Raw genomic sequence first — 18,578 nt, 5'->3', positions numbered from 1 at the left:
TACACTCATGCCTATCGTAAAAGCAAAGCCAACATCACCAGGCCGTCGTTTTGTTGAAAAAGTGGTGCATCCACACCTTTATAAAGGTCGTCCGTTTGCAGCGCTTCTCGAATCAAAAAGTAAAACTGGTGGTCGTAACAATAATGGTCGCATAACGACTCGTCATATTGGCGGTGGTCATAAGCAGCATTATCGTATTATCGATTTCAAACGTACTAAAGACAATATCCCAGCAACGGTAGAGCGTATTGAATACGATCCTAACCGTACTGCACACATTGCTTTACTTAAGTACGCTGATGGCGAACGTCGCTATATCATTGCTGCTAAAAAACAAGCAGTTGGCGATACAGTAATGTCAGGTGAGCTATCACCAATTCGTCCAGGTAACTGTTTACCGCTGAAAAACATCCCATTGGGTACTGTGATCCATAATATCGAACTTAAAATCGGTAAAGGCGCACAGATGGCTCGTTCTGCGGGTGCTAGCGTTCAGTTGTTAGGTCGTGAAGGTATTTATGCTATTCTACGTATGCGCTCTGGCGAAACTCGCCGTGTACACGTGAACTGCCGTGCCGTTATTGGTGAAGTTTCTAACACTGAAAACAACTTGAAATCACTTGGTAAAGCCGGTGCTTCACGTTGGCGTGGTGTTCGTCCTTCTGTTCGTGGTGTTGCTATGAACCCGGTTGATCACCCACATGGTGGTGGTGAAGGTCGTAATAAAGGTCGCCATCCAACCAGCCCTTGGGGTCAGAAGTCTAAAGGACTTAAAACGCGTAGTAATAAGCGTACTGACAATATGATCATCCGCCGTCGCGCCAAGAAGAAATAAAGGAAGAATTTCATGCCTCGTTCATTGAAAAAAGGTCCATTCATAGACGCGCATTTGTTTGCCAAAGTTGAGAATGCATTAGACACCAACTCACGCAAGCCAATTAAGACTTGGTCGCGCCGCTCGATGATCCTACCACAAATGGTTGGCTTAACTTTGTCTGTTCACAATGGCCGTACTCATGTACCGGTTATCGTGAGTGAACAGATGGTTGGTCATAAACTAGGTGAATTTGCCCCGACTCGTACGTATCGTGGTCATGGCATTGACAAAAAAGCTAAGAGATAAGGTGCTTACCATGGAAGTAACTGCAAAATTACGCGGTGCCGCCATATCGGCACAAAAAGTTAGACTCGTTGCCGATGAAGTTCGTGGCAAATCTATCGAGCGTGCTTTGGATATCCTAACGTATAGTAATAAAAAAGGCGCTGTGTTTGTTAAGAAATGTCTTAACTCAGCCATCGCCAATGCCGAACATAATAACGGTCTAGATATTGATACCCTTAAAGTATCAACCATCTACGTTGATGAAGGCATTACGCTAAAACGTATCCTACCACGTGCTAAAGGTCGCGCTGATCGTATCAGTAAGCGTACCTGTCACATCACTATAAAGGTAGGAGAATAAGTTATGGGTCAAAAAGTACATCCAATCGGAATTCGTCTTGGTGTTGTAAAGAAGCATAACGCAAACTGGTATGCTAACCCTAAACAATACTCAGAATACCTAATCAACGACATTCAAGTTCGTGAATATCTGCGCAAAAAGCTTGATAGTGCTATGATTAGCAAAATCATGATTGAGCGTCCTACAGGTGCTGCTAAGATTACCATCGCCACTGCGCGTCCTGGTATTGTTATCGGTAAGAAAGGCGAAGACATTGAAAGACTTCAAAAAGAATTGACCAAAATTATGGGCGTACCTGCTCAGGTCAACATTGAAGAAATCACCTCGCCTGATCTTGATGCTCATTTAGTAGCGGAAGGTATCGCAAGTCAGCTTGAGCGTCGTGTTATGTTTCGCCGTGCTATGAAGCGCGCCGTACAGAACAGCATGCGTTCTGGTGCTAAAGGTATTAAAGTTGAGCTGTCTGGCCGTCTTGGCGGTGCTGAGATTGCTCGTACTGAATGGTACCGTGAAGGTCGTGTGCCATTGCATACACTACGCGCTGATATCGACTATTCGTCAGTACGTGCGGAAACTACTTACGGCACCATCGGTGTAAAAGTTTGGATCTTCCGTGGCGAAATCCTTGACGGTATGAACAGTGTATACAATCCCGTTAAAGAAGAGCAGACTCGTGCGCCAAAACGCCGTGGTCGTGGAAACGGAAACCGTCGAAACACAGACAGAGGTTAAACTATGTTACAGCCAAAACGTACCAAGTTTCGTAAAATGCACAAAGGTCGTAACACTGGGCTAGCTCATCGTGGAAGCACCGTTGCATTCGGACAAATTGGTCTAAAATCGTTGACTCGTGGTCGTATGACTGCCCGTCAAATTGAAGCAGCACGTCGTACCATCACTCGTAAAATTAAGCGTGGTGGTAAGATTTGGATTCGTGTATTCCCAGACAAACCAATTACCAATAAACCACTAGAAGTACGTATGGGTAAAGGTAAAGGTCCTGTAGAATATTGGGTATGCGAAATCAAACCTGGTAAAGTGCTATATGAACTCGAAGGGGTTTCAGAAGAACTTGCTCGCGAAGCGTTTACGCTTGCTGCAGCAAAACTGCCCTTTAAAACTACCATTGTTAAGCGGACGATAATGTAATGAAGATCAGTGAATTACGTGATAAATCATTAGAAGAACTGACTCAGTTACTTGATGAAAAGCAACTTGATGCTTTCCGTATTCGTATGGCTAAAGCAACTGGTCAGTTGGGTAATACCCATGAAGTACGTGTTAATCGTCGTGCGATTGCTCAGCTTCAGACTTTGATTAACGAGAAACAACGAGGCGACTCATGAGCGATAACAATCAAACAGCTAATGCTAGCGTATTGACAGGACGAGTTGTCAGTGACAAGATGGACAAATCCATCACAGTTTTGATTGAGCGTCTGGTTCGTCATCCTTTGTATGGCAAGCAGCTTCGTCGTTCTACAAAAATCAAAGCCCATGATGAGAATAATGTTTGCCAACAAGGCGACCTTGTCCGCATCAAAGAAACGCGTCCAATCTCTAAAACCAAGTCTTGGACTTTGGTTGAAGTGGTTGAAAAAGTAGAAAAAATCTAAGTAAATTGCATTAAAAGCCAGAAGCTGTTAAAATAGCCGCCTTTTTAAGGATGCTGATTGCGCCGAGCGTATATCACTCACATTAAGAGTAGCAGCGGTTATTATTATTAAAATGCCGACTACTCATACTGTGCTAGCGGCAGCAACTGGTTTTTATTGCTCATACGTGTGGAGTAACGCTATGATTCAGGTTGAATCGATGCTGGAAGTTGCAGATAATAGCGGTGCAAGACGAGTTCAGTGCATTAAAGTACTGGGTGGCTCTCATCGTCGTTATGCATCAGTTGGCGACATTATTAAAGTAACGGTTAAAGAAGCCATTCCTCGCGGTCGTGTTAAAAAAGGCGACGTGATGAATGCTGTAGTTGTACGCACCAAAAAAGGCGTTCGTCGTCCTGATGGTTCTGTTCTGCGTTTTGACGACAATGCTGCGGTATTGTTGAACCAAAATAAAGCACCGATTGCAACTCGTATTTTTGGACCGGTAACTCGTGAACTACGTGGTGATCAGTTTATGAAAATTGTATCACTAGCACCAGAAGTATTGTGAGGTAATCCATGTCAAAATTACGTAAAGGCGATACAGTTATCGTGATTGCTGGGAAAGACAAAGGCAAGCAAGGTACTGTACAAGCTGTAAAAAATGATCGTATTAAAGTTGAAGGCATTAATATTGTCACTAAACATCAGAAGCCAAATCAGGCAACTGGCGTTGAAGGTGGCATTCTTAAGAAAGAAGCTTTTCTACATATCTCAAATGTCGCAATATTAAATGCGCAAACCCAAAAAGCTGATCGTATTACTTATCAGTTCGGCGAAGACGGCAAGAAACAACGCGTCTATCGTTCGAACGGTGAAGTAGTGGCGACTGCGTAAGACACTAAGGGTGTAATGGTAATGGCAAGATTAAAATCTTTATATAACGAAGAATTGAAGCAGCAAATCAAAGAAGAGCTTGGTTTGGCTAATGTGATGCAAGTGCCTAAAATCACTAAAATCACACTTAACATGGGTGTAGGCGGCGCGTCTCAAGACAAGAAATTGCTTGAAGGTGCAGTAGCTGACATGACCGCTATCGCTGGTCAAAAACCTGTCGTCACCAAAGCGCGTAAATCAGTTGCTGGCTTTAAAATTCGTGAAGAATGGCCAATTGGCTGCAAAGTAACGCTACGCGGTGAGCAAATGTACGAATTTTTAGATCGTCTCATTGCCATTGCAATTCCTCGTATTCGTGATTTCCGCGGTTTTTCACCTAAAGCCTTTGACGGACGTGGTAACTACTCATTGGGTATCAAAGAACAGATCGTATTCCCAGAAGTAGATTTTGACAAGATTGATCGTATCCGCGGTATGGATGTGACAATCACCACGTCAGCTCAATCTGATGAAGAAGGTCGCGCGTTGCTTAAAGCATTCGGCTTCCCATTTAAATAAGGTAAAGACGTTATGGCAAAGAAGAGCATGATTAACCGCGAATTAAAGCGCGAAAAAATGGTTGCTAAGTACGCTGATAAGCGTATCAAGCTAAAAGAAACTATCAGTGATATGACTGCAAGTGACGAAACTCGTATGGAAGCGATGCTAGAGCTACAAGCTCTTCCACGCAATTCATCGCCAGTACGTCTGCGCAATCGTTGTGCTATCACCGGTCGTCCTCACGGTTACTTCCGCAAGTTTGGCTTATCACGCAATATGCTGCGTGAGCGTGTCATGCAAGGCGATGTGCCTGGTGTTCGTAAAGCAAGCTGGTAAGGGGTAACTATATGAGTATGCAAGATACCGTTGGGGATATGCTAACCCGTATCCGTAACGCACAAATGGCTAACAAAGTATCGGTAGCAATGCCGAGCTCTAAATTACGTAAATCGATTGCTGATTTGCTAGTTAGCGAAGGTTATGTGGCGAGCGCTGTTGTTACTGAAGAAGCAAACAATAAAGCAACCCTATCTATCGAATTGAAATACTTCGAAGGCCGCGCTGTCATCGAAACGATTCAACGTTTTAGCCGTCCTGGTTTACGCCAGTTCCGCGGCAAAGACGCTATCCCTACTGTTAAGCAAGGTATGGGTGTTGCTATCGTATCAACTAGCCAAGGCATCATGAGTGATCGTGCTGCACGCGCTGCTGGTATCGGTGGTGAAATCGTCGCATTTGTAGCGTAAGCTAAACGATGATAAAGTCTATTTGATGATTGTTAGACTTCTATTGATTGAGTAATAATGAATTATTTCAAATTGATAGGTGTCTAACGCAGTCAACTATGCTAAACTAACACGCTTTTTAGCCTGTTAGTTTTTTCGCTAATATAAAGAAGTTAATTTTTTAAGGAATATTCCTATGTCTCGTGTGGCTAAAGCCCCAGTGACACTGCCAAACGGCGTAAGTGTTACTTTGAACGATCGGCAGGTCGAAGTGAAAGGCAAGAACGGCATTTTGTCTTTACGCCTGCATGAATTGGTCGAGCTGAAACAGGAAGATGATGCGATCATTTTCTCACCTACAGTCGATTCAAAAGAAGCTATGATGCACACTGGCACCATGCGCGCTCTTGTTAACAACTATGTTAAAGGCGTGAATGAAGGCTTTGAAAAGCGTCTTCAGTTAATTGGTGTTGGTTATCGCGCACAAGTTGCTGGTAACAAGGTAACTTTGAACGTTGGTTACTCTCATCCAGTAGAATATACGTTGCCTGAAGGTGTGTCAGCTGAAACCCCAACGCAAACTGAAATTGTTTTGAAATCAAACAATAAACAGCAGCTTGGTCAAGCAGCGGCTAATATCCGCGGTTTCCGCCCACCTGAGCCTTATAAAGGTAAAGGTATTCGTTATAGTGACGAGCATGTGATTCGCAAAGAAGCCAAGAAAAAATAAGGTGAGTTGAAATGTTTGATAAAAAAGCAGCTCGTCTGCGTCGAGCTAAGAAAACCCGCGCGCATATCCGTTTCTTAGGCGTTCATCGCTTAACGGTTACTCGCACGCCAAAACATATTTATGCCCAGATTATCTCTCCTACCGGTGGTGAAGTGATTGCTCAGGCATCTACCTTAGACGGCAGCTTGCGCTCAGGCGCGACTGGTAATGCTGATGCAGCAACGTCTGTGGGCCAAATGATCGCAGAACGCGCAAAAGCAGCTGGTATCACTAAAGTTGCCTTTGACCGTAGTGGTTTTAAATATCATGGTCGAGTTAAAGCTTTAGCAGAAGCAGCTCGCGAAAACGGATTGGAGTTTTAATCATGGCTAGAAATGATAAAAATGATAAAAATGAACAGACTGACGGTCTAGTAGAACGCTTAGTTACCGTTGATCGCGTTGCAAAAGTTGTTAAAGGTGGTCGTATTTTCTCTTTCACTGCATTGACTGTAGTGGGCGATGGCAATGGTCGTGTTGGTTTTGGTCGCGGTAAAGCACGTGAAGTGCCAGCTGCTATCCAAAAAGCACTAGAAGCTGCCAAACGTAATATGATTACTGTTGAGCTTAATGATGCAACTTTGTATCATCCGATCAAAGCACGTCATGGTGCTAGTAAAGTTTATATGCAGCCTGCATCTGAAGGTACTGGCGTAATCGCTGGTGGCGCAATGCGTGCTGTATTAGAAGTTGCTGGTGTCAAAGATGTTTTGACTAAATGTTATGGTTCTACCAATACTGCTAACGTTGTTCGCGCAACGTTTAACGGTTTACGTGATATGTCAACTCCAGAGAAGATGGCAGCAAAACGTGGTAAATCTGTAGACGAAATCTTGGGTTAACTTAGACTAGGTGAGTTACGATGAAAAAAATGAAAGTCACTCAATTTAAATCGGGTGCCCATCGCCTAAAGAGCCACAAAGCGAGCTTGAAAGGATTGGGTTTACGCCGTATTAATCATACTGTTGAAGTAGAAGATACACCTTCAACACGTGGTATGGTCAATCGCGTTAACTACATGGTAAAAGTGGAGGAAGCGTAATGGGTCTTAGATTAAATGAATTATCACCAGGTGTTGGCGCAAAGAAAACTGCCCAACGTCGTGGTCGTGGTATCGGTTCAGGTCTTGGTAAGACTGGTGGTCGTGGTGTAAAAGGTCAGAAATCTCGTTCAGGTTCTAGCATACGCTCAGGATTTGAAGGTGGTCAAATGCCTTTATATCGTCGTCTACCGAAATTTGGTTTTACCAGTAAAATGGCAATGAAGACGGCTGAAGTACGTCTTTCTGAACTAAATAAAATTGATGGCGATGTGGTTAGCCTTGAAACACTTAAAGCTGCTAACCTAATTCGTCACGACATGAAGCGTGCCCGTATTATGTTGTCAGGCGAAGTCACTAAGGCTTATACCTTTAAAGGTATCAAAGTGACTAAAGGCGCTAAGCTAGCAATCGAAGCTGCTGGTGGTAGCATCGAGGAGTAGTAACGTGTCAAAACAATCAATGTCATCGACTGGTATACCGCTCAATCCATTTGCATTCATACGCAAGTATGATGAATTATGGACGCGTTTATTATTCTTAATCGGCGCATTGGTTGTTTATCGTTTAGGGTCACATATTCCAGTACCGGGTATCAATCCGGTCAACTTGGCTGATCTGTTTTCGCGCAACGAAAACACCATTTTGAGCATGTTTAACATGTTCTCAGGTGGTGCACTAGAGCGTATGTCCATTATGGCGCTCGGCATTATGCCATATATTTCAGCATCGATTATTGTACAAATGATGTCTGCAGTATTGCCATCGCTTGAAGCCCTCAAAAAAGAAGGCGAAGCGGGACGACGTAAGTTGAACAAGTATACCCGTCAAGGGACACTTGCTTTAGCCCTAGTACAGTCATTAGGAATGTGTGCTGGCTTAATCAGTCAAAATCTTACTTTATCTTCTGGTCTGACCTTTTATATTCCAGCGGTTACCTCATTGGTAGCGGGCGCTATGTTCTTGATGTGGCTTGGTGAGCAGATTACAGAGCGCGGCGTAGGTAATGGTATTTCAATGCTCATTTTTGCGAGTATTGTGGCTGGTACTCCAGGTATGATTTCGCAGTCTATTGAACAGGTCAATCAAGGACAAATGAACTTGATTGTACTGTTTATTTTTGTGCTACTAGGTATCGCGGTTACTGCTGGTATCGTTTATATTGAACGTGCTCAGCGCCGTGTCCCAGTGAACTATGCACAGAAGCAGCAACAAGGTCGCAAAATATATGCTCAGCAGCAGTCACATCTGCCGCTGAAGCTTAATATGGCAGGGGTTATCCCAGCCATTTTTGCCAGCTCGTTGTTGTTGTTTCCAGCAAGTTTAGGGCAGTGGGTCGGTCAATCAACTGATCCTACCCTTACACAAAAGATACTACAGAATATGGCATTGGTGTTGTCTCCAGGACAGCCGCTATATTTGGTTCTGTTTGGCGCGATGATTATTTTCTTCTGTTACTTCTATACGGCACTGGTATTTAGTCCACGTGAAGTAGCTGAAAACCTTAAACGTAGTGGTGCGTATATCCCAGGTATTCGCCCCGGACAACAAACTCAGCGTTACCTAGATCATGTATTAAACCGACTGACCTTTATTGGCGCGATGTATATGACGGTTATTTGTTTAATGCCAATGGTCGTCCAGTCATCGTTTGGTGTGCCGTTTCAACTCGGTGGTACGTCTTTACTGATTATGGTGGTTGTGGTAATGGACTTCATTTCGCAAATCCAAGCGCATTTGATGACCCATCAATATCATGATCAGACGTTAATTCAATCGCCCACTCAACCTTAAATGAGCGGTACGATATCTCAAAGGAGCATGCTATGAAAGTTCAAGCATCAGTTAAAAAGATTTGTGGTAGCTGTAAAGTTGTACGCCGTAAAGGCCGTGTACATATCATCTGTACAGCAGAACCTCGCCACAAGCAACGTCAAGGTTAATATTTAGTATTATAAAGTCTCAGACTTTTGTTACTATTTCAATTAATACTTGAAAAATGACGGCGGATGGGATATCATCCGCCACTTGCCGTAGTTTATGCAAAAACTTTTATAAGACCGTCAATGAATAGGCTTGTGACCAAGTCAAAGCAGCGATAATAATTATAAAAGCTTTAGTATTGACAGCAACAAATCTGAAAAATAAAGCCTTATTGATAAATAACGCTTATTTTTCTTTAATGGAGAGAAATCAATGGCTCGTATTGCCGGCGTAAACATTCCGGATAATAAGCATGCTGTTATTTCACTAACTTACATCTTTGGTGTAGGTCGTACCACTGCTCAGAAAATCTTAGAAGCAGTTGGCATTGCCCCTACTACTAAAGTTAGTCAGTTAGATGATACACAGTTAGATGCTATCCGTGCACAAGTTGCAAATTACATGACTGAAGGTGATCTTCGTCGTGAAGTGTCAATGAATATCAAGCGTTTAGTTGATCTTGGTTGTTACCGTGGCATCCGTCATCGTCGTAACCTACCAGTTAGAGGTCAGAATACTAAGAACAACGCTCGTACTCGTAAGGGTCCGACACGCCCTCTCAAAAGATAATTAACTTAGGAAGCTAAAAGATGGCTAAAGACACTCGTAGTCGCAAGAAAGTGACTCGTCGTTCAGTATCGGAGGGCATTGCCCATATCCATGCGTCTTTTAATAACACCATTGTTACGATTACCGATCGTCAAGGTAATGCACTGGCTTGGGCCACTTCAGGTGGACAAGGCTTCCGTGGTTCACGTAAATCTACACCATTTGCAGCTCAGGTTGCAGCTGAAGTCGCTGGTAAAGCGGCTCAAGAATATGGTGTTAAGAATATCGACGTTTTGGTCAAAGGACCAGGACCGGGTCGTGAGTCTGCGGTAAGAGCACTAGGTGCATTGGGTTATAAAGTTAACAGCATCTCTGATGTAACCCCAATCCCACACAATGGTTGCCGTGCGCCGAAAAAGCGCCGCGTCTAATATTAAAGACGAAGCTTTTTATCCCAAAAGCTTATAGGAGACATAACAATGGCCCGCTATATTGGACCAAAACTCAAATTATCACGTCGTGAAGGCACTGACTTAGGTCTTAAGTCTGGCGTTAAACCATACGACGTAAAAACGAAAAAAGCTGGTCGTCCACCAGGTCAACACGGTGTAAGCCGTAACAAGACCTCAGAATATGCTTTACAGCTGCGTGAAAAGCAGAAAGTTAAGCGTATCTATGGTGTACTAGAGCGTCAGTTTGCTAATTACTATAAAGAAGCTGCTCGTAAGCGCGGTGCTACTGGTGAAAACCTGTTAGCCATGCTTGAGAGCCGTCTAGATAACGTTGTTTATCGCATGGGCTTTGGCTCAACTCGCGCTGAAGCACGTCAGCTAGTCAGTCATCGTACTGTTATGGTAAAAAAAGCTGGCCGTGATGAGTTTGTTCGTGTGAACATTCCATCAATTCAGTTGCAAGATGGTGATGTCATCGCTATCCAAGAGAAGTCTCGCGAGCAATTACGTATTAAAAACGCAATTGAGCTGGCTACCCAACGTGGTATTCCAGAATGGCTAGATGTTGACCACAGCAAATTACAAGGCACGTTCAAACAAGCGCCTGATCGTATTGATCTACCTGCTGAAATCAACGAAAGCTTGATCGTTGAGCTATACTCTAAGTAATGACGTACTGCTCGATGTCGTGAAAACGGCATTGAGCAATCAACGTTAATTAAACCAGTTTAATAAATCGAGGTGACATCATGATGCTAAATGCAACTGAGTTTCTAACGCCGAATGCCATTAATGTGGATACGGTTAATGAAACGATTGCGAAAGTCACGCTCGAACCGTTAGAACGCGGCTTTGGGCATACCCTTGGTAATGCCTTACGTCGTATCTTGTTATCTTCATTACCTGGTGCTGCAGTCATTGAAGCTGAGATTGATGGTGTTGACCATGAATACTCAACGCTTGAAGGGCTACAAGAAGATGTACTTGACTTGCTTTTGAATCTAAAAGGCTTGGCTATTACGCTTCATGACCAAAATGAAGTATTTTTGACCTTGGATAAACAAGGTCCAGGCACTATTACTGCTGCAGACATCGCGTTACCGCATAATGTAGACATCGTCAATCCAGAATTGGTGTTGGGTACATTGAGTGATCGTGGTCATCTTAAGATGCGTTTGCGTGTAGTAATGGGTCGTGGATATGAGCCAGCAAACCAGCGCCGTGAAGATGGTGATACTAAAGCAATCGGACGTTTAAAGCTTGATGCAAGTTTTAGTCCTGTGCTTCGTGTTGCTTATCAGGTTGAGAACGCTCGTGTAGAGCAGCGTACTGATCTTGATCGTCTTATCATTGAGCTTGAAACTAATGGCACTATAGATCCAGAAGAAGCAATTCGTAAAGCAGCCACTATTTTACAACAACAGATTTCTATCTTTGTTGACCTAGAAGCTGAAGAAGCGCCTGAGCCTGTGAAAGAGAAAGAAGAGGTTGATCCGGTGCTATTACGCCCTGTGGACGATCTTGAACTAACGGTTCGCTCAGCCAACTGCTTGAAAGCTGAAAACATTTACTATATCGGTGATTTGGTACAACGTTCAGAGACTGAACTTCTAAAAACCCCAAATCTTGGTAAGAAATCATTAACGGAAATCAAAGACGTACTAGCGTCTAAAGATTTAGAGCTCGGTATGCGCCTAGATAACTGGCCACCAGCTGACCTTCGTGTTGATGATCGCTTTTCTTATCGTAGCCGTTAAACTTTAAGGATTTTTGACTATGCGCCATCGTAAGAGTGGAGTCAAGCTGGGTCGTACCGGCAGTCATCGTAAGGCAATGTTTCAGAACATGACTAACTCATTATTTGAGCATGAACTGATCAAAACAACTTTACCAAAAGCAAAAGAGTTACGTCGCGTTGCCGAGCCATTAATCACTATGGCTAAAGAAGACAGCGTTGCTAACCGTCGTTTAGCGTTTAGCCGTATGCGTAGCAAAGCTATGGTAGGCAAACTATTTGGCACGTTAGGTCCTCGTTACCAGACGCGTCCAGGTGGCTATTTGCGTATCGTAAAATGTGGTTACCGTGATGGTGACAATGCGCCAATGGCTTATGTAGAATTGGTTGATCGCGACTAATTTTACAATAAGCAAAAGATGTATATAAAAAAGCTCCAATTGAATTGGAGCTTTTTTTGTGTCTGATGCTTTAGTTTATTACCGTAGTAGTGAATCTACATCCGCGGCACCTTGTCTGATAATTTCAGGCTGGCTACCAGTCATATCAACAATCGTAGTGAGCTTAGTGGTTTTTATACCTGCATTTATCAAACCGTCGATTTGATTGCCTAATAAATCCTCAATCTCAAAGGGATCATCTAGTATGTCGTCGCGATTGGGTAGAATTAATGAACTGGTTAAGATCGGCTCATCCATGGCTTCTAAAAGCGCTTGAGCAATGGCGTTGCTAGGTACTCGAATACCGATGGTTTTTTTCTTCGCATGTGCCAATTTTTTTGGTACGTCTTTTGTGGCATTGAGGATAAAGGTGATGGGCGCAGGAGTAAGTGCTTTGAGCTGTTTAAATTGTATATTGTCCACTGCAGCATAGTTGGCAATTTCACTTAAGTCACGGCACAGTAAGGTAAACTGGTGTTTATCATCAAGTTCACGAATTTGTTTGAGCTTATCGAGTGCATCCTTTGCCCCTAAGCGACAACCAAAAGCATAGCTGGTATCGGTAGGGTAGATAATGAGCTGGTCTTTACGTAAGAGATCCGCCACTTGCTCAATCAGACGTGGCTGTGGATTTTCTGGATGAATATAAAATACTTGCATAGCAGTTCCTTATTTTATAATTATGGGTTTTTAAGTGTGAGGTTTTTGACTAAGTAGAACATTTGTGACGCGTACGCTTCTTTCACTAAATTTACTAAAAAAGCATCATTGCCTTCTTAGTATAGCGCAAAGCCAATATAAGTTTGATTGCAAGCCGTTATTATGCGTAGACAATCGTTAACGCAAAAATGCCACACCTTTGCGCTGATATGCTGCTGTTATTCTAGATCAGCTATAGAGACACTGAGTAAAGCGTGTAATAAAGTCTTAGCATCAGATGGCAATATATTGGGCTTAGCAATGTATTGTTGCACTTGTCGGTAGACGTCATTTGCGAATGTACTATTGCTCGTATCAAAGTCAGCAAACAAATTATCTTGTGACACCTCAAATGATCGTTCGCAAGCGAGAGTAAATAAACACTCTAACGCTTGTGGCTTAATCTCTACGCGCTCAAATGCTTGCTGCTGAGCGGCGGTACGCCCATCTGGTGCGTACCAGTAGCCAAAATCAGGCAAACGTCTACGAGCCTCTCCAGCCACACACCAATGGCTTAGCTCATGCAACGCACTAGCAAAAAATCCATGAGCGAATTCAATTTTTGCGGGTTCGTTATTTTGTGCCGGAAAGTACTCTGGTTCTCCTTGTCCACGAACCAATGTAACGTTTTGATGAGTGAATAAATTATTGAATAATTGGATGAGCCAATCAGTAGCCGCTTGCTCGTATTTATTAACCAATGATGGAGTGCCATCTAAGCCTTTGATAGCAGCTAACCTTTCTAACCTTTGCCATTCACTTTTTACATCCTCTAAGCACTGATTGTTGTTAAGGTTCCACGAGTCAGTGGAAGAGGCATTCACATTACTGGTTAACGTAGTGAGACGTTGCAATAGTATTTTTGCTTCAAGTGCAGAAAGTAGGTTCGAGAAGTCAGGTTTATCATTAAACACATTCATAGGTAAAACACTGGTCAAATAAAAGATAAAAAGAAGAACTATCTTTGAATATAAATAGGAGAAATAAAGAGATGAAAATAGAGTTCATATCAAATAAATTTAACATACTAGCGCTAGCGTCGCTCAATGCTTTCCGTTAGTATGGCAGGCAATATTATACACCGTTTTGATGAATGAGGTCGCGCATGTCAAGCACTCCAGAAAGTAAACCGTCAGCAGGTTATGCTGATAATAAAAAAGCGCCTTTATCTACTAGTATGCCTGAATCTATTTCTTTGGATAAATGGGCAGATACTGGTTATGAATGGACAGGAGAGGTAGAGCCAAGCGCTTTCAAACGTCTTGCTGCTACCTTAGCCACCGAACATGAACAAGCAAACATCTCGCTTAATGCCAATCTGTATCGCCGCAATAATGTCTTACATTTGGCATTCACACTGACGGGTGAAGTTTGGTTAACCTGTCAGCGTTGCCTACAGCCAGTAGCTATCGATTTGTCTGATGATTATAATATTGCGCTACTAGAAGATGAGAGCCAAGCACGTTCAATCAATGATGAACAAGACTATTTATTACTTGATGAAATTATTACTGAGCCTGCACCAGAGCTTTTATTGCCATTCAAAAAATTGGTAGAAGATGAGATATTGCTGAAGACGCCAATGTCACCAAAACATGACGACTGTGAAATGACGGTAGAGCAATTTGGTGAGATTCCAGAAGAGGAAGAAAGCGAAAATCCTTTTGCTGCTTTAGCCTCGCTAAAAGGCAAGTTGTAATCTTATTAAGAGACAAGTCATATATCAATGTACTACTTAATAAATTTATGATACCTTTCATCAGCTTTCTACCAAAGAGTGAGAAGCAGGGCTTTATTAATCCGCTAAACATGCGTATAATGTCCCGTTTATTGCATTCTAGCAATCTGCTACTGGCAGATAGATGCTGATCTTGCAGACTAACTATAGATTTTAGACGTAATCAACACTTTAATACGTGGCAATCTATTTAACTAATGATGCGTAAGACTTAGGTTGTTGTGATTATATAGCCTCTGTCAGTGTCGATTAAAGCTGAATTTCAAGCTTATCCCCTTTTAAGTATAGGAGCTATATCATGGCCGTTCAAAAAAGTCGTAAAAGTCGTTCTCGTCGTGACATGCGCCGTTCACATCATCGTATGGAAATCGCTGAGATAAGCGTAGATGCTACCACTGGTGAAAAACATCGTCGTCATCACATGACTAAAGATGGTTTCTACCGTGGTCGCCAGTTGTTTAAAGTTAGTCAAGACGCTTAAATTATTGGCTATTCAATAGCTGATTGTAAAAATAATGATAGTACTGGTGACTGTCATTATTTTTGCAACGCTGTTATTAGGTAATATGCTTTGAGCTGAAGAAAGCCAAGTTATTTCGCTATCATATATTATGTGGCTAGATAACTTGGCTTTTTGCTATTGGCTTTTATGGTAGGTATTTGAACAACCTTTTACCATGCGCCTTTAGAAAATATGAAAATGAACCGATATACTCTACCATTTTAATTTGAGTGGTATCTTTTACTATACGTGTTTCAGTAGCATCCGCTATGATAATAGTGTGCGTCAGTGTATAGTTTATCGATAATCCGTTTTTTTAGACAAATACTAAAGCAACGGCTTTATATCGCCTCTAATAATATAATAAACCCCAATTGTTTTTAGGGATATTTCCAATTAAATAAGGAATATTGGTTATGGCCTCTGTACCCGATATGGTAAAAAAGCCGCCGACACGTATTGCGGTAATTTTTCCTGGTCAAGGATCGCAAGTAGTCGGGATGACTAGTGAGCTTGCTGAAATCTATCCAGAGATTCTCGATACCTTTACTGAAGCTAGCGCCGCGCTTGGTGAAGACTTATGGGCAATCTGTCAAAATGAAGAAAAACTCAATCAAACACAATATACTCAGCCAGCATTACTGACGGCCAGCATCGCCATTTGGCGTATCTTAAAACAAAAAATAACCACAGCGCCTTGTTATTTAGCGGGTCATTCTCTAGGTGAGTACAGTGCGCTTTGTGCGGCTGAAGTCATATCGCTTGCTGATGCGGTTAAATTGGTACATAAGCGCGGTCAGTTGATGCAAGAAGCCGTTGTAGGTGTCGATACTGCCATGGCAGCAGTGTTAGGGCTTGAGGACAATCGAGTAGAAAACTTGTGTGAGCAAGCGACTGAACATGTCGAAGGTGCCATTGTAGGTGCAGCCAACTTTAATAGTCCAGGACAAGTGGTGATATCGGGTAATGCTGCTGGTGTGAATGCCGTTATTGATAAAGTGCAAAACACCGGCAAAAAATCCATCCCGCTAAAGGTAAGCGTACCATCACATTGCGCGCTTATGGAGCCAGCCAGTAGTGCATTGGCTGAGATTCTGGCAGAAATAAAATTTGATCAAGCGACGATTCCTGTTATCCAAAATCGACATGCGCGTGTTGAGAGCAGTGCGGTCGGTATCAAGCAGGCATTAACAGAGCAATTAAGCCAACCAGTGTTATGGTCAAAAACCATGCAAGAGCTGGCTGACAAACAAATTAATATTTTAATCGAATGTGGCAGTGGTAATGTATTGAGCAACTTGGCGAAGCGTCAAGCACAGCCAATTACGAGCTATCCTACTGACAAGCCCGCTCGTCTTGATAAATTAATGGAGGTGTTATCATGAGTCGTACGATTACTCTAGTGACAGGTGCTAGCCGTGGTATTGGTAAAGCCGTTGCCAAACGCTTCGCCAAAGAAGGACATTTTGTTATTGGTACAGCGACTACGGAAAAAGGTGCTGAACTGATTGATGGTTATCTCCACGATAGTGGCGGTATTGGACGTGTTTTAGACGTGCGTGATACCGCACAAATTGATAAGCTGTTTGAAGAGATTGAGAGCGTCTACGGCGCAGTACAAGTCTTGGTCAATAATGCAGGTATCACCCAAGATGGTCTGCTGATGCGTATGAAAGATGACGACTGGGAAAATGTTATCGATACCAATTTGACGTCGGTATACCGCATGAGTAAACGTGCTGTGCGCGGTATGATGAAAGCACGCCGTGGTCGCATCATCAATATAACCTCTGTCGTTGCGCAAATGGGTAATGCAGGTCAGTCTAACTATGCGGCGACCAAAGCAGGCGTCGAAGGGTTCAGCCGTACGCTCGCGCGTGAAATTGGCTCACGACAAGTGACGATTAATTGTGTAGCCCCTGGTTTGATCGAAACGGATATGACGGACGAGCTTGATGAGCGCCTATTGAACTCTATGCTAGACGCTGTACCTATCAGCCGCCTTGGACAGCCAGAAGACATTGCAGCCGCCGTACATTTCTTAGCCAGTGATGAGGCCAGTTATATCACAGGCGCTGTTATTCCTGTCAATGGTGGTATGTATATGTAGGTGATAAATAAGTGTTACACAGTTATAATAAAAAACTCTGTGCACGAGTGTAAACTATAATAAAGGGTGTTATAATGACGGATACTTTTATGTCAAAGCCCTGTATTATAGCAGGGCTTTACTAGACATCTGTCAAAACGTATAACCAGCTATAAAACAAGTTACAAAGTACTCAGATAGCTGTGCTAATCTGAAGATATGATTTTATATACAATGCTGTAGAGTCTAATAATAGGCCTATGGTGACTTGCCAAAATAATAGATCAAAAAGGAGAAATCTACATGAGTAATGATACCGAGCTAAGAGTTAAAGCTGCAGTAGCTGAGCAATTGGGTATGAATGTTGAAGATATCAACAATGATGCATCATTTATGGAAGACTTAGGTGCAGATTCGTTAGACCTAGTCGAATTGGTTATGTCATTTGAAAGTGACTTTGGCATTACCATTCCTGATGAAGATTCAGCAGAATTAACGACTGTTCAAAAAGCGATTGATTATGTACAAGCGCAGCTATAATTAGCTAGTGGCTTAGCGAGTTATTTTAGCCGCCTATCTGTAGAGATAGGCGGTTTTTTTATGTTGATAATTTGCCATGGCAACAGGTGGTTATATGACTAATCAATACGTTAACATAAGCTACGCCAAATCAACATTACTCAACATACTATTACTATCTACCTCACCTATCTTTGTCTATACTCATAATGGTAAGTAGTAACAAAGTATAGTGATATATAAAGTGTGGTTATATATGAAAGTATATGCCATTAAAAAAATAATGATGAATAATAAATAACAATATTTAAAGGAGTATGTAAATGGGTATGTTCAGTTTTGCAAAAGATATCGGTGATAAAATTTTCAATCGTGATGACGCCAAACACGATGCCAAGTCAGAAACAAAAGCAGACGCTAATACGCCAGTACAGAGTAGCGAACCTTCTGCGCAATCAGTTGCCAATATTTTACTTCGTCGTATTCAACAGCAGAATCTTAATATTAGCGATTTGAAAATCAAGTATAATGGCTCAACAGATACTGCAGAAATCAGCGGTAAAGCTAAAACACAAGCAGACCGCGAAAAAGCGATTATCGCCATTGGTAATGTACAAAACGTGGCCAAGGTAATCGATAATATCGATATCGAAGAAGATGCGCCTGAGTCAACGATGTATACAGTGAAATCTGGTGATAGCTTGTCTAAGATCGCAAAAGAGGTTTATGGTTCAGCGGATGATTATATGAAAATCTTTGAAGCCAATAAGCCCATGCTATCTAGCCCTGATAAGATTTATCCTGGTCAAGTACTACGCATTCCTAAGCCATAATATGGTTTTGAAC

At 42.4% G+C, this 18,578-nt stretch carries 32 protein-coding genes; 30 read left to right on the top strand and 2 right to left on the bottom strand.

Annotated elements, in window-relative coordinates; genetic code table 11:
- The first annotated feature begins 7 nt into the window (after nucleotides 1-7).
- From rplB to rplQ, 24 genes are all read left to right on the top strand, one after another.
- Nucleotides 8-835 carry a 50S ribosomal protein L2 gene (gene rplB / locus C8D84_RS08620; RefSeq protein WP_055125272.1) on the top strand — a complete coding sequence of 276 codons (828 nt, stop codon included), beginning with the start codon at nucleotides 8-10 and terminating at the stop codon, nucleotides 833-835.
- A gap of 12 nt (nucleotides 836-847) precedes the next feature.
- The gene (gene rpsS, locus C8D84_RS08615; protein WP_010196682.1) at nucleotides 848-1,123 is read left to right on the top strand and encodes a 30S ribosomal protein S19; all 276 of its coding nucleotides are present in this window, start codon (nucleotides 848-850) and stop codon (nucleotides 1,121-1,123) included.
- 10 nt (nucleotides 1,124-1,133) lie between these two features.
- Nucleotides 1,134-1,463 carry a 50S ribosomal protein L22 gene (gene rplV / locus C8D84_RS08610; protein WP_045446615.1) on the top strand — a complete coding sequence of 110 codons (330 nt, stop codon included), beginning with the start codon at nucleotides 1,134-1,136 and terminating at the stop codon, nucleotides 1,461-1,463.
- 3 nt (nucleotides 1,464-1,466) lie between these two features.
- Nucleotides 1,467-2,195, top strand: a complete 729-nt coding sequence (gene rpsC / locus C8D84_RS08605; RefSeq protein ID WP_045446618.1) for a 30S ribosomal protein S3 — start codon at nucleotides 1,467-1,469, stop codon at nucleotides 2,193-2,195.
- A gap of 3 nt (nucleotides 2,196-2,198) precedes the next feature.
- Nucleotides 2,199-2,612, top strand: coding sequence for a 50S ribosomal protein L16 (rplP, locus tag C8D84_RS08600; protein WP_055125273.1), 414 nt, complete (start codon nucleotides 2,199-2,201; stop codon nucleotides 2,610-2,612).
- On the top strand, nucleotides 2,612-2,809 hold the full coding sequence (rpmC, locus tag C8D84_RS08595; RefSeq protein ID WP_011279794.1) for a 50S ribosomal protein L29: 198 nt from the start codon (nucleotides 2,612-2,614) through the stop codon (nucleotides 2,807-2,809). The genes rplP and rpmC overlap by 1 nt, the downstream gene beginning before the upstream one ends.
- Nucleotides 2,806-3,078: a 30S ribosomal protein S17 gene (gene rpsQ, locus C8D84_RS08590; protein WP_045446623.1), complete on the top strand. Its 273-nt coding sequence runs from the start codon at nucleotides 2,806-2,808 to the stop codon at nucleotides 3,076-3,078. Before rpmC ends, rpsQ begins: the two co-directional genes overlap by 4 nt.
- Before the next feature lie 181 nt (nucleotides 3,079-3,259).
- Nucleotides 3,260-3,628, top strand: a complete 369-nt coding sequence (rplN, locus tag C8D84_RS08585; RefSeq protein WP_010196702.1) for a 50S ribosomal protein L14 — start codon at nucleotides 3,260-3,262, stop codon at nucleotides 3,626-3,628.
- A gap of 8 nt (nucleotides 3,629-3,636) precedes the next feature.
- The gene (rplX, locus tag C8D84_RS08580) at nucleotides 3,637-3,954 is read left to right on the top strand and encodes a 50S ribosomal protein L24 (protein WP_045446626.1); all 318 of its coding nucleotides are present in this window, start codon (nucleotides 3,637-3,639) and stop codon (nucleotides 3,952-3,954) included.
- A 21-nt stretch (nucleotides 3,955-3,975) separates the two neighbouring features.
- The gene (rplE, locus tag C8D84_RS08575; protein ID WP_011512858.1) at nucleotides 3,976-4,512 is read left to right on the top strand and encodes a 50S ribosomal protein L5; all 537 of its coding nucleotides are present in this window, start codon (nucleotides 3,976-3,978) and stop codon (nucleotides 4,510-4,512) included.
- A gap of 12 nt (nucleotides 4,513-4,524) precedes the next feature.
- Complete coding sequence (gene rpsN / locus C8D84_RS08570) at nucleotides 4,525-4,830, top strand: 30S ribosomal protein S14 (RefSeq protein ID WP_021813378.1); 306 nt, start codon at nucleotides 4,525-4,527, stop codon at nucleotides 4,828-4,830.
- Between the two features lie 11 nt (nucleotides 4,831-4,841).
- Nucleotides 4,842-5,240, top strand: coding sequence for a 30S ribosomal protein S8 (gene rpsH, locus C8D84_RS08565; protein WP_045446631.1), 399 nt, complete (start codon nucleotides 4,842-4,844; stop codon nucleotides 5,238-5,240).
- A gap of 175 nt (nucleotides 5,241-5,415) precedes the next feature.
- Nucleotides 5,416-5,949, top strand: coding sequence for a 50S ribosomal protein L6 (gene rplF, locus C8D84_RS08560; RefSeq protein ID WP_045446634.1), 534 nt, complete (start codon nucleotides 5,416-5,418; stop codon nucleotides 5,947-5,949).
- Nucleotides 5,950-5,960: 11 nt separating this feature from the next.
- Entirely contained in the window at nucleotides 5,961-6,311 is a 351-nt protein-coding gene (gene rplR, locus C8D84_RS08555; protein WP_021813381.1) for a 50S ribosomal protein L18, read from the top strand.
- Nucleotides 6,312-6,313: 2 nt separating this feature from the next.
- Entirely contained in the window at nucleotides 6,314-6,829 is a 516-nt protein-coding gene (gene rpsE / locus C8D84_RS08550; protein ID WP_010196711.1) for a 30S ribosomal protein S5, read from the top strand.
- A 20-nt stretch (nucleotides 6,830-6,849) separates the two neighbouring features.
- Nucleotides 6,850-7,029 (top strand): 50S ribosomal protein L30, encoded by a 180-nt coding sequence (gene rpmD / locus C8D84_RS08545; protein ID WP_010196714.1) that lies wholly within the window; start codon nucleotides 6,850-6,852, stop codon nucleotides 7,027-7,029.
- Entirely contained in the window at nucleotides 7,029-7,469 is a 441-nt protein-coding gene (gene rplO, locus C8D84_RS08540) for a 50S ribosomal protein L15 (protein WP_045446637.1), read from the top strand. Before rpmD ends, rplO begins: the two co-directional genes overlap by 1 nt.
- Before the next feature lie 19 nt (nucleotides 7,470-7,488).
- Nucleotides 7,489-8,820, top strand: coding sequence for a preprotein translocase subunit SecY (secY, locus tag C8D84_RS08535; protein ID WP_173936727.1), 1,332 nt, complete (start codon nucleotides 7,489-7,491; stop codon nucleotides 8,818-8,820).
- A 32-nt stretch (nucleotides 8,821-8,852) separates the two neighbouring features.
- Nucleotides 8,853-8,969 carry a 50S ribosomal protein L36 gene (gene rpmJ / locus C8D84_RS08530; protein ID WP_010196721.1) on the top strand — a complete coding sequence of 39 codons (117 nt, stop codon included), beginning with the start codon at nucleotides 8,853-8,855 and terminating at the stop codon, nucleotides 8,967-8,969.
- A 253-nt stretch (nucleotides 8,970-9,222) separates the two neighbouring features.
- Nucleotides 9,223-9,579 carry a 30S ribosomal protein S13 gene (gene rpsM / locus C8D84_RS08525; protein ID WP_021813384.1) on the top strand — a complete coding sequence of 119 codons (357 nt, stop codon included), beginning with the start codon at nucleotides 9,223-9,225 and terminating at the stop codon, nucleotides 9,577-9,579.
- A gap of 20 nt (nucleotides 9,580-9,599) precedes the next feature.
- Nucleotides 9,600-9,989 (top strand): 30S ribosomal protein S11, encoded by a 390-nt coding sequence (gene rpsK / locus C8D84_RS08520; protein ID WP_045454458.1) that lies wholly within the window; start codon nucleotides 9,600-9,602, stop codon nucleotides 9,987-9,989.
- 48 nt (nucleotides 9,990-10,037) lie between these two features.
- Nucleotides 10,038-10,679, top strand: a complete 642-nt coding sequence (rpsD, locus tag C8D84_RS08515) for a 30S ribosomal protein S4 (RefSeq protein WP_010196731.1) — start codon at nucleotides 10,038-10,040, stop codon at nucleotides 10,677-10,679.
- Nucleotides 10,680-10,759: 80 nt separating this feature from the next.
- Nucleotides 10,760-11,767, top strand: coding sequence for a DNA-directed RNA polymerase subunit alpha (locus tag C8D84_RS08510; RefSeq protein ID WP_045446643.1), 1,008 nt, complete (start codon nucleotides 10,760-10,762; stop codon nucleotides 11,765-11,767).
- A gap of 19 nt (nucleotides 11,768-11,786) precedes the next feature.
- Nucleotides 11,787-12,146 carry a 50S ribosomal protein L17 gene (gene rplQ, locus C8D84_RS08505; RefSeq protein ID WP_021813387.1) on the top strand — a complete coding sequence of 120 codons (360 nt, stop codon included), beginning with the start codon at nucleotides 11,787-11,789 and terminating at the stop codon, nucleotides 12,144-12,146.
- Nucleotides 12,147-12,224: 78 nt separating this feature from the next.
- Here rplQ and C8D84_RS08500 read toward each other — a convergent pair whose 3' ends face one another.
- Both C8D84_RS08500 and C8D84_RS08495 read right to left on the bottom strand, forming a co-directional pair.
- A complete protein-coding gene (locus C8D84_RS08500; RefSeq protein ID WP_109591471.1) occupies nucleotides 12,225-12,845 on the bottom strand; it encodes an L-threonylcarbamoyladenylate synthase in 621 nt (206 codons plus the stop codon).
- Between the two features lie 218 nt (nucleotides 12,846-13,063).
- Nucleotides 13,064-13,804: an elongation factor P hydroxylase gene (locus C8D84_RS08495; protein WP_109591469.1), complete on the bottom strand. Its 741-nt coding sequence runs from the start codon at nucleotides 13,802-13,804 to the stop codon at nucleotides 13,064-13,066.
- 185 nt (nucleotides 13,805-13,989) lie between these two features.
- Between C8D84_RS08495 and C8D84_RS08490 the strand changes: the two genes are divergently transcribed.
- The 6 genes from C8D84_RS08490 (at nucleotide 13,990) to lysM (ending at nucleotide 18,565) form a co-directional block, all read left to right on the top strand.
- Nucleotides 13,990-14,583: a YceD family protein gene (locus C8D84_RS08490; protein WP_045446650.1), complete on the top strand. Its 594-nt coding sequence runs from the start codon at nucleotides 13,990-13,992 to the stop codon at nucleotides 14,581-14,583.
- A 337-nt stretch (nucleotides 14,584-14,920) separates the two neighbouring features.
- Complete coding sequence (gene rpmF, locus C8D84_RS08485) at nucleotides 14,921-15,103, top strand: 50S ribosomal protein L32 (protein WP_011512869.1); 183 nt, start codon at nucleotides 14,921-14,923, stop codon at nucleotides 15,101-15,103.
- Nucleotides 15,104-15,540: 437 nt separating this feature from the next.
- On the top strand, nucleotides 15,541-16,509 hold the full coding sequence (gene fabD / locus C8D84_RS08480; protein ID WP_087814664.1) for an ACP S-malonyltransferase: 969 nt from the start codon (nucleotides 15,541-15,543) through the stop codon (nucleotides 16,507-16,509).
- A complete protein-coding gene (gene fabG / locus C8D84_RS08475) occupies nucleotides 16,506-17,234 on the top strand; it encodes a 3-oxoacyl-ACP reductase FabG (RefSeq protein ID WP_045454442.1) in 729 nt (242 codons plus the stop codon). The genes fabD and fabG overlap by 4 nt, the downstream gene beginning before the upstream one ends.
- Before the next feature lie 282 nt (nucleotides 17,235-17,516).
- Nucleotides 17,517-17,753 carry an acyl carrier protein gene (gene acpP / locus C8D84_RS08470; RefSeq protein ID WP_025652201.1) on the top strand — a complete coding sequence of 79 codons (237 nt, stop codon included), beginning with the start codon at nucleotides 17,517-17,519 and terminating at the stop codon, nucleotides 17,751-17,753.
- A 302-nt stretch (nucleotides 17,754-18,055) separates the two neighbouring features.
- Nucleotides 18,056-18,565, top strand: a complete 510-nt coding sequence (gene lysM / locus C8D84_RS08465) for a peptidoglycan-binding protein LysM (RefSeq protein WP_055125278.1) — start codon at nucleotides 18,056-18,058, stop codon at nucleotides 18,563-18,565.
- Nucleotides 18,566-18,578: the final 13 nt, after the last annotated feature.

Source organism: Psychrobacter immobilis, assembly GCF_003148585.1.
GTDB lineage: Bacteria > Pseudomonadota > Gammaproteobacteria > Pseudomonadales > Moraxellaceae > Psychrobacter > Psychrobacter immobilis.
Note: the sequence above shows the minus strand (reverse complement) of the source record. Positions and strands in the feature narration are given on the sequence as shown.

Bases quoted from the DNA above. Each gene is read 5' to 3' on its own strand.
- rplB (WP_055125272.1), top strand. From the start codon at position 8: ATGCCTATCGTAAAAGCAAAGCCAACATCACCAGGCCGTCGTTTTGTT.
- rpsS (WP_010196682.1), top strand. From the start codon at position 848: ATGCCTCGTTCATTGAAAAAAGGTCCATTCATAGACGCGCATTTGTTT.
- rplV (WP_045446615.1), top strand. From the start codon at position 1,134: ATGGAAGTAACTGCAAAATTACGCGGTGCCGCCATATCGGCACAAAAA.
- rpsC (WP_045446618.1), top strand. From the start codon at position 1,467: ATGGGTCAAAAAGTACATCCAATCGGAATTCGTCTTGGTGTTGTAAAG.
- rplP (WP_055125273.1), top strand. From the start codon at position 2,199: ATGTTACAGCCAAAACGTACCAAGTTTCGTAAAATGCACAAAGGTCGT.
- rpmC (WP_011279794.1), top strand. From the start codon at position 2,612: ATGAAGATCAGTGAATTACGTGATAAATCATTAGAAGAACTGACTCAG.
- rpsQ (WP_045446623.1), top strand. From the start codon at position 2,806: ATGAGCGATAACAATCAAACAGCTAATGCTAGCGTATTGACAGGACGA.
- rplN (WP_010196702.1), top strand. From the start codon at position 3,260: ATGATTCAGGTTGAATCGATGCTGGAAGTTGCAGATAATAGCGGTGCA.
- rplX (WP_045446626.1), top strand. From the start codon at position 3,637: ATGTCAAAATTACGTAAAGGCGATACAGTTATCGTGATTGCTGGGAAA.
- rplE (WP_011512858.1), top strand. From the start codon at position 3,976: ATGGCAAGATTAAAATCTTTATATAACGAAGAATTGAAGCAGCAAATC.
- rpsN (WP_021813378.1), top strand. From the start codon at position 4,525: ATGGCAAAGAAGAGCATGATTAACCGCGAATTAAAGCGCGAAAAAATG.
- rpsH (WP_045446631.1), top strand. From the start codon at position 4,842: ATGAGTATGCAAGATACCGTTGGGGATATGCTAACCCGTATCCGTAAC.
- rplF (WP_045446634.1), top strand. From the start codon at position 5,416: ATGTCTCGTGTGGCTAAAGCCCCAGTGACACTGCCAAACGGCGTAAGT.
- rplR (WP_021813381.1), top strand. From the start codon at position 5,961: ATGTTTGATAAAAAAGCAGCTCGTCTGCGTCGAGCTAAGAAAACCCGC.
- rpsE (WP_010196711.1), top strand. From the start codon at position 6,314: ATGGCTAGAAATGATAAAAATGATAAAAATGAACAGACTGACGGTCTA.
- rpmD (WP_010196714.1), top strand. From the start codon at position 6,850: ATGAAAAAAATGAAAGTCACTCAATTTAAATCGGGTGCCCATCGCCTA.
- rplO (WP_045446637.1), top strand. From the start codon at position 7,029: ATGGGTCTTAGATTAAATGAATTATCACCAGGTGTTGGCGCAAAGAAA.
- secY (WP_173936727.1), top strand. From the start codon at position 7,489: ATGTCATCGACTGGTATACCGCTCAATCCATTTGCATTCATACGCAAG.
- rpmJ (WP_010196721.1), top strand. From the start codon at position 8,853: ATGAAAGTTCAAGCATCAGTTAAAAAGATTTGTGGTAGCTGTAAAGTT.
- rpsM (WP_021813384.1), top strand. From the start codon at position 9,223: ATGGCTCGTATTGCCGGCGTAAACATTCCGGATAATAAGCATGCTGTT.
- rpsK (WP_045454458.1), top strand. From the start codon at position 9,600: ATGGCTAAAGACACTCGTAGTCGCAAGAAAGTGACTCGTCGTTCAGTA.
- rpsD (WP_010196731.1), top strand. From the start codon at position 10,038: ATGGCCCGCTATATTGGACCAAAACTCAAATTATCACGTCGTGAAGGC.
- C8D84_RS08510 (WP_045446643.1), top strand. From the start codon at position 10,760: ATGATGCTAAATGCAACTGAGTTTCTAACGCCGAATGCCATTAATGTG.
- rplQ (WP_021813387.1), top strand. From the start codon at position 11,787: ATGCGCCATCGTAAGAGTGGAGTCAAGCTGGGTCGTACCGGCAGTCAT.
- C8D84_RS08500 (WP_109591471.1), bottom strand. From the start codon at position 12,845: ATGCAAGTATTTTATATTCATCCAGAAAATCCACAGCCACGTCTGATT.
- C8D84_RS08495 (WP_109591469.1), bottom strand. From the start codon at position 13,804: ATGAATGTGTTTAATGATAAACCTGACTTCTCGAACCTACTTTCTGCA.
- C8D84_RS08490 (WP_045446650.1), top strand. From the start codon at position 13,990: ATGTCAAGCACTCCAGAAAGTAAACCGTCAGCAGGTTATGCTGATAAT.
- rpmF (WP_011512869.1), top strand. From the start codon at position 14,921: ATGGCCGTTCAAAAAAGTCGTAAAAGTCGTTCTCGTCGTGACATGCGC.
- fabD (WP_087814664.1), top strand. From the start codon at position 15,541: ATGGCCTCTGTACCCGATATGGTAAAAAAGCCGCCGACACGTATTGCG.
- fabG (WP_045454442.1), top strand. From the start codon at position 16,506: ATGAGTCGTACGATTACTCTAGTGACAGGTGCTAGCCGTGGTATTGGT.
- acpP (WP_025652201.1), top strand. From the start codon at position 17,517: ATGAGTAATGATACCGAGCTAAGAGTTAAAGCTGCAGTAGCTGAGCAA.
- lysM (WP_055125278.1), top strand. From the start codon at position 18,056: ATGGGTATGTTCAGTTTTGCAAAAGATATCGGTGATAAAATTTTCAAT.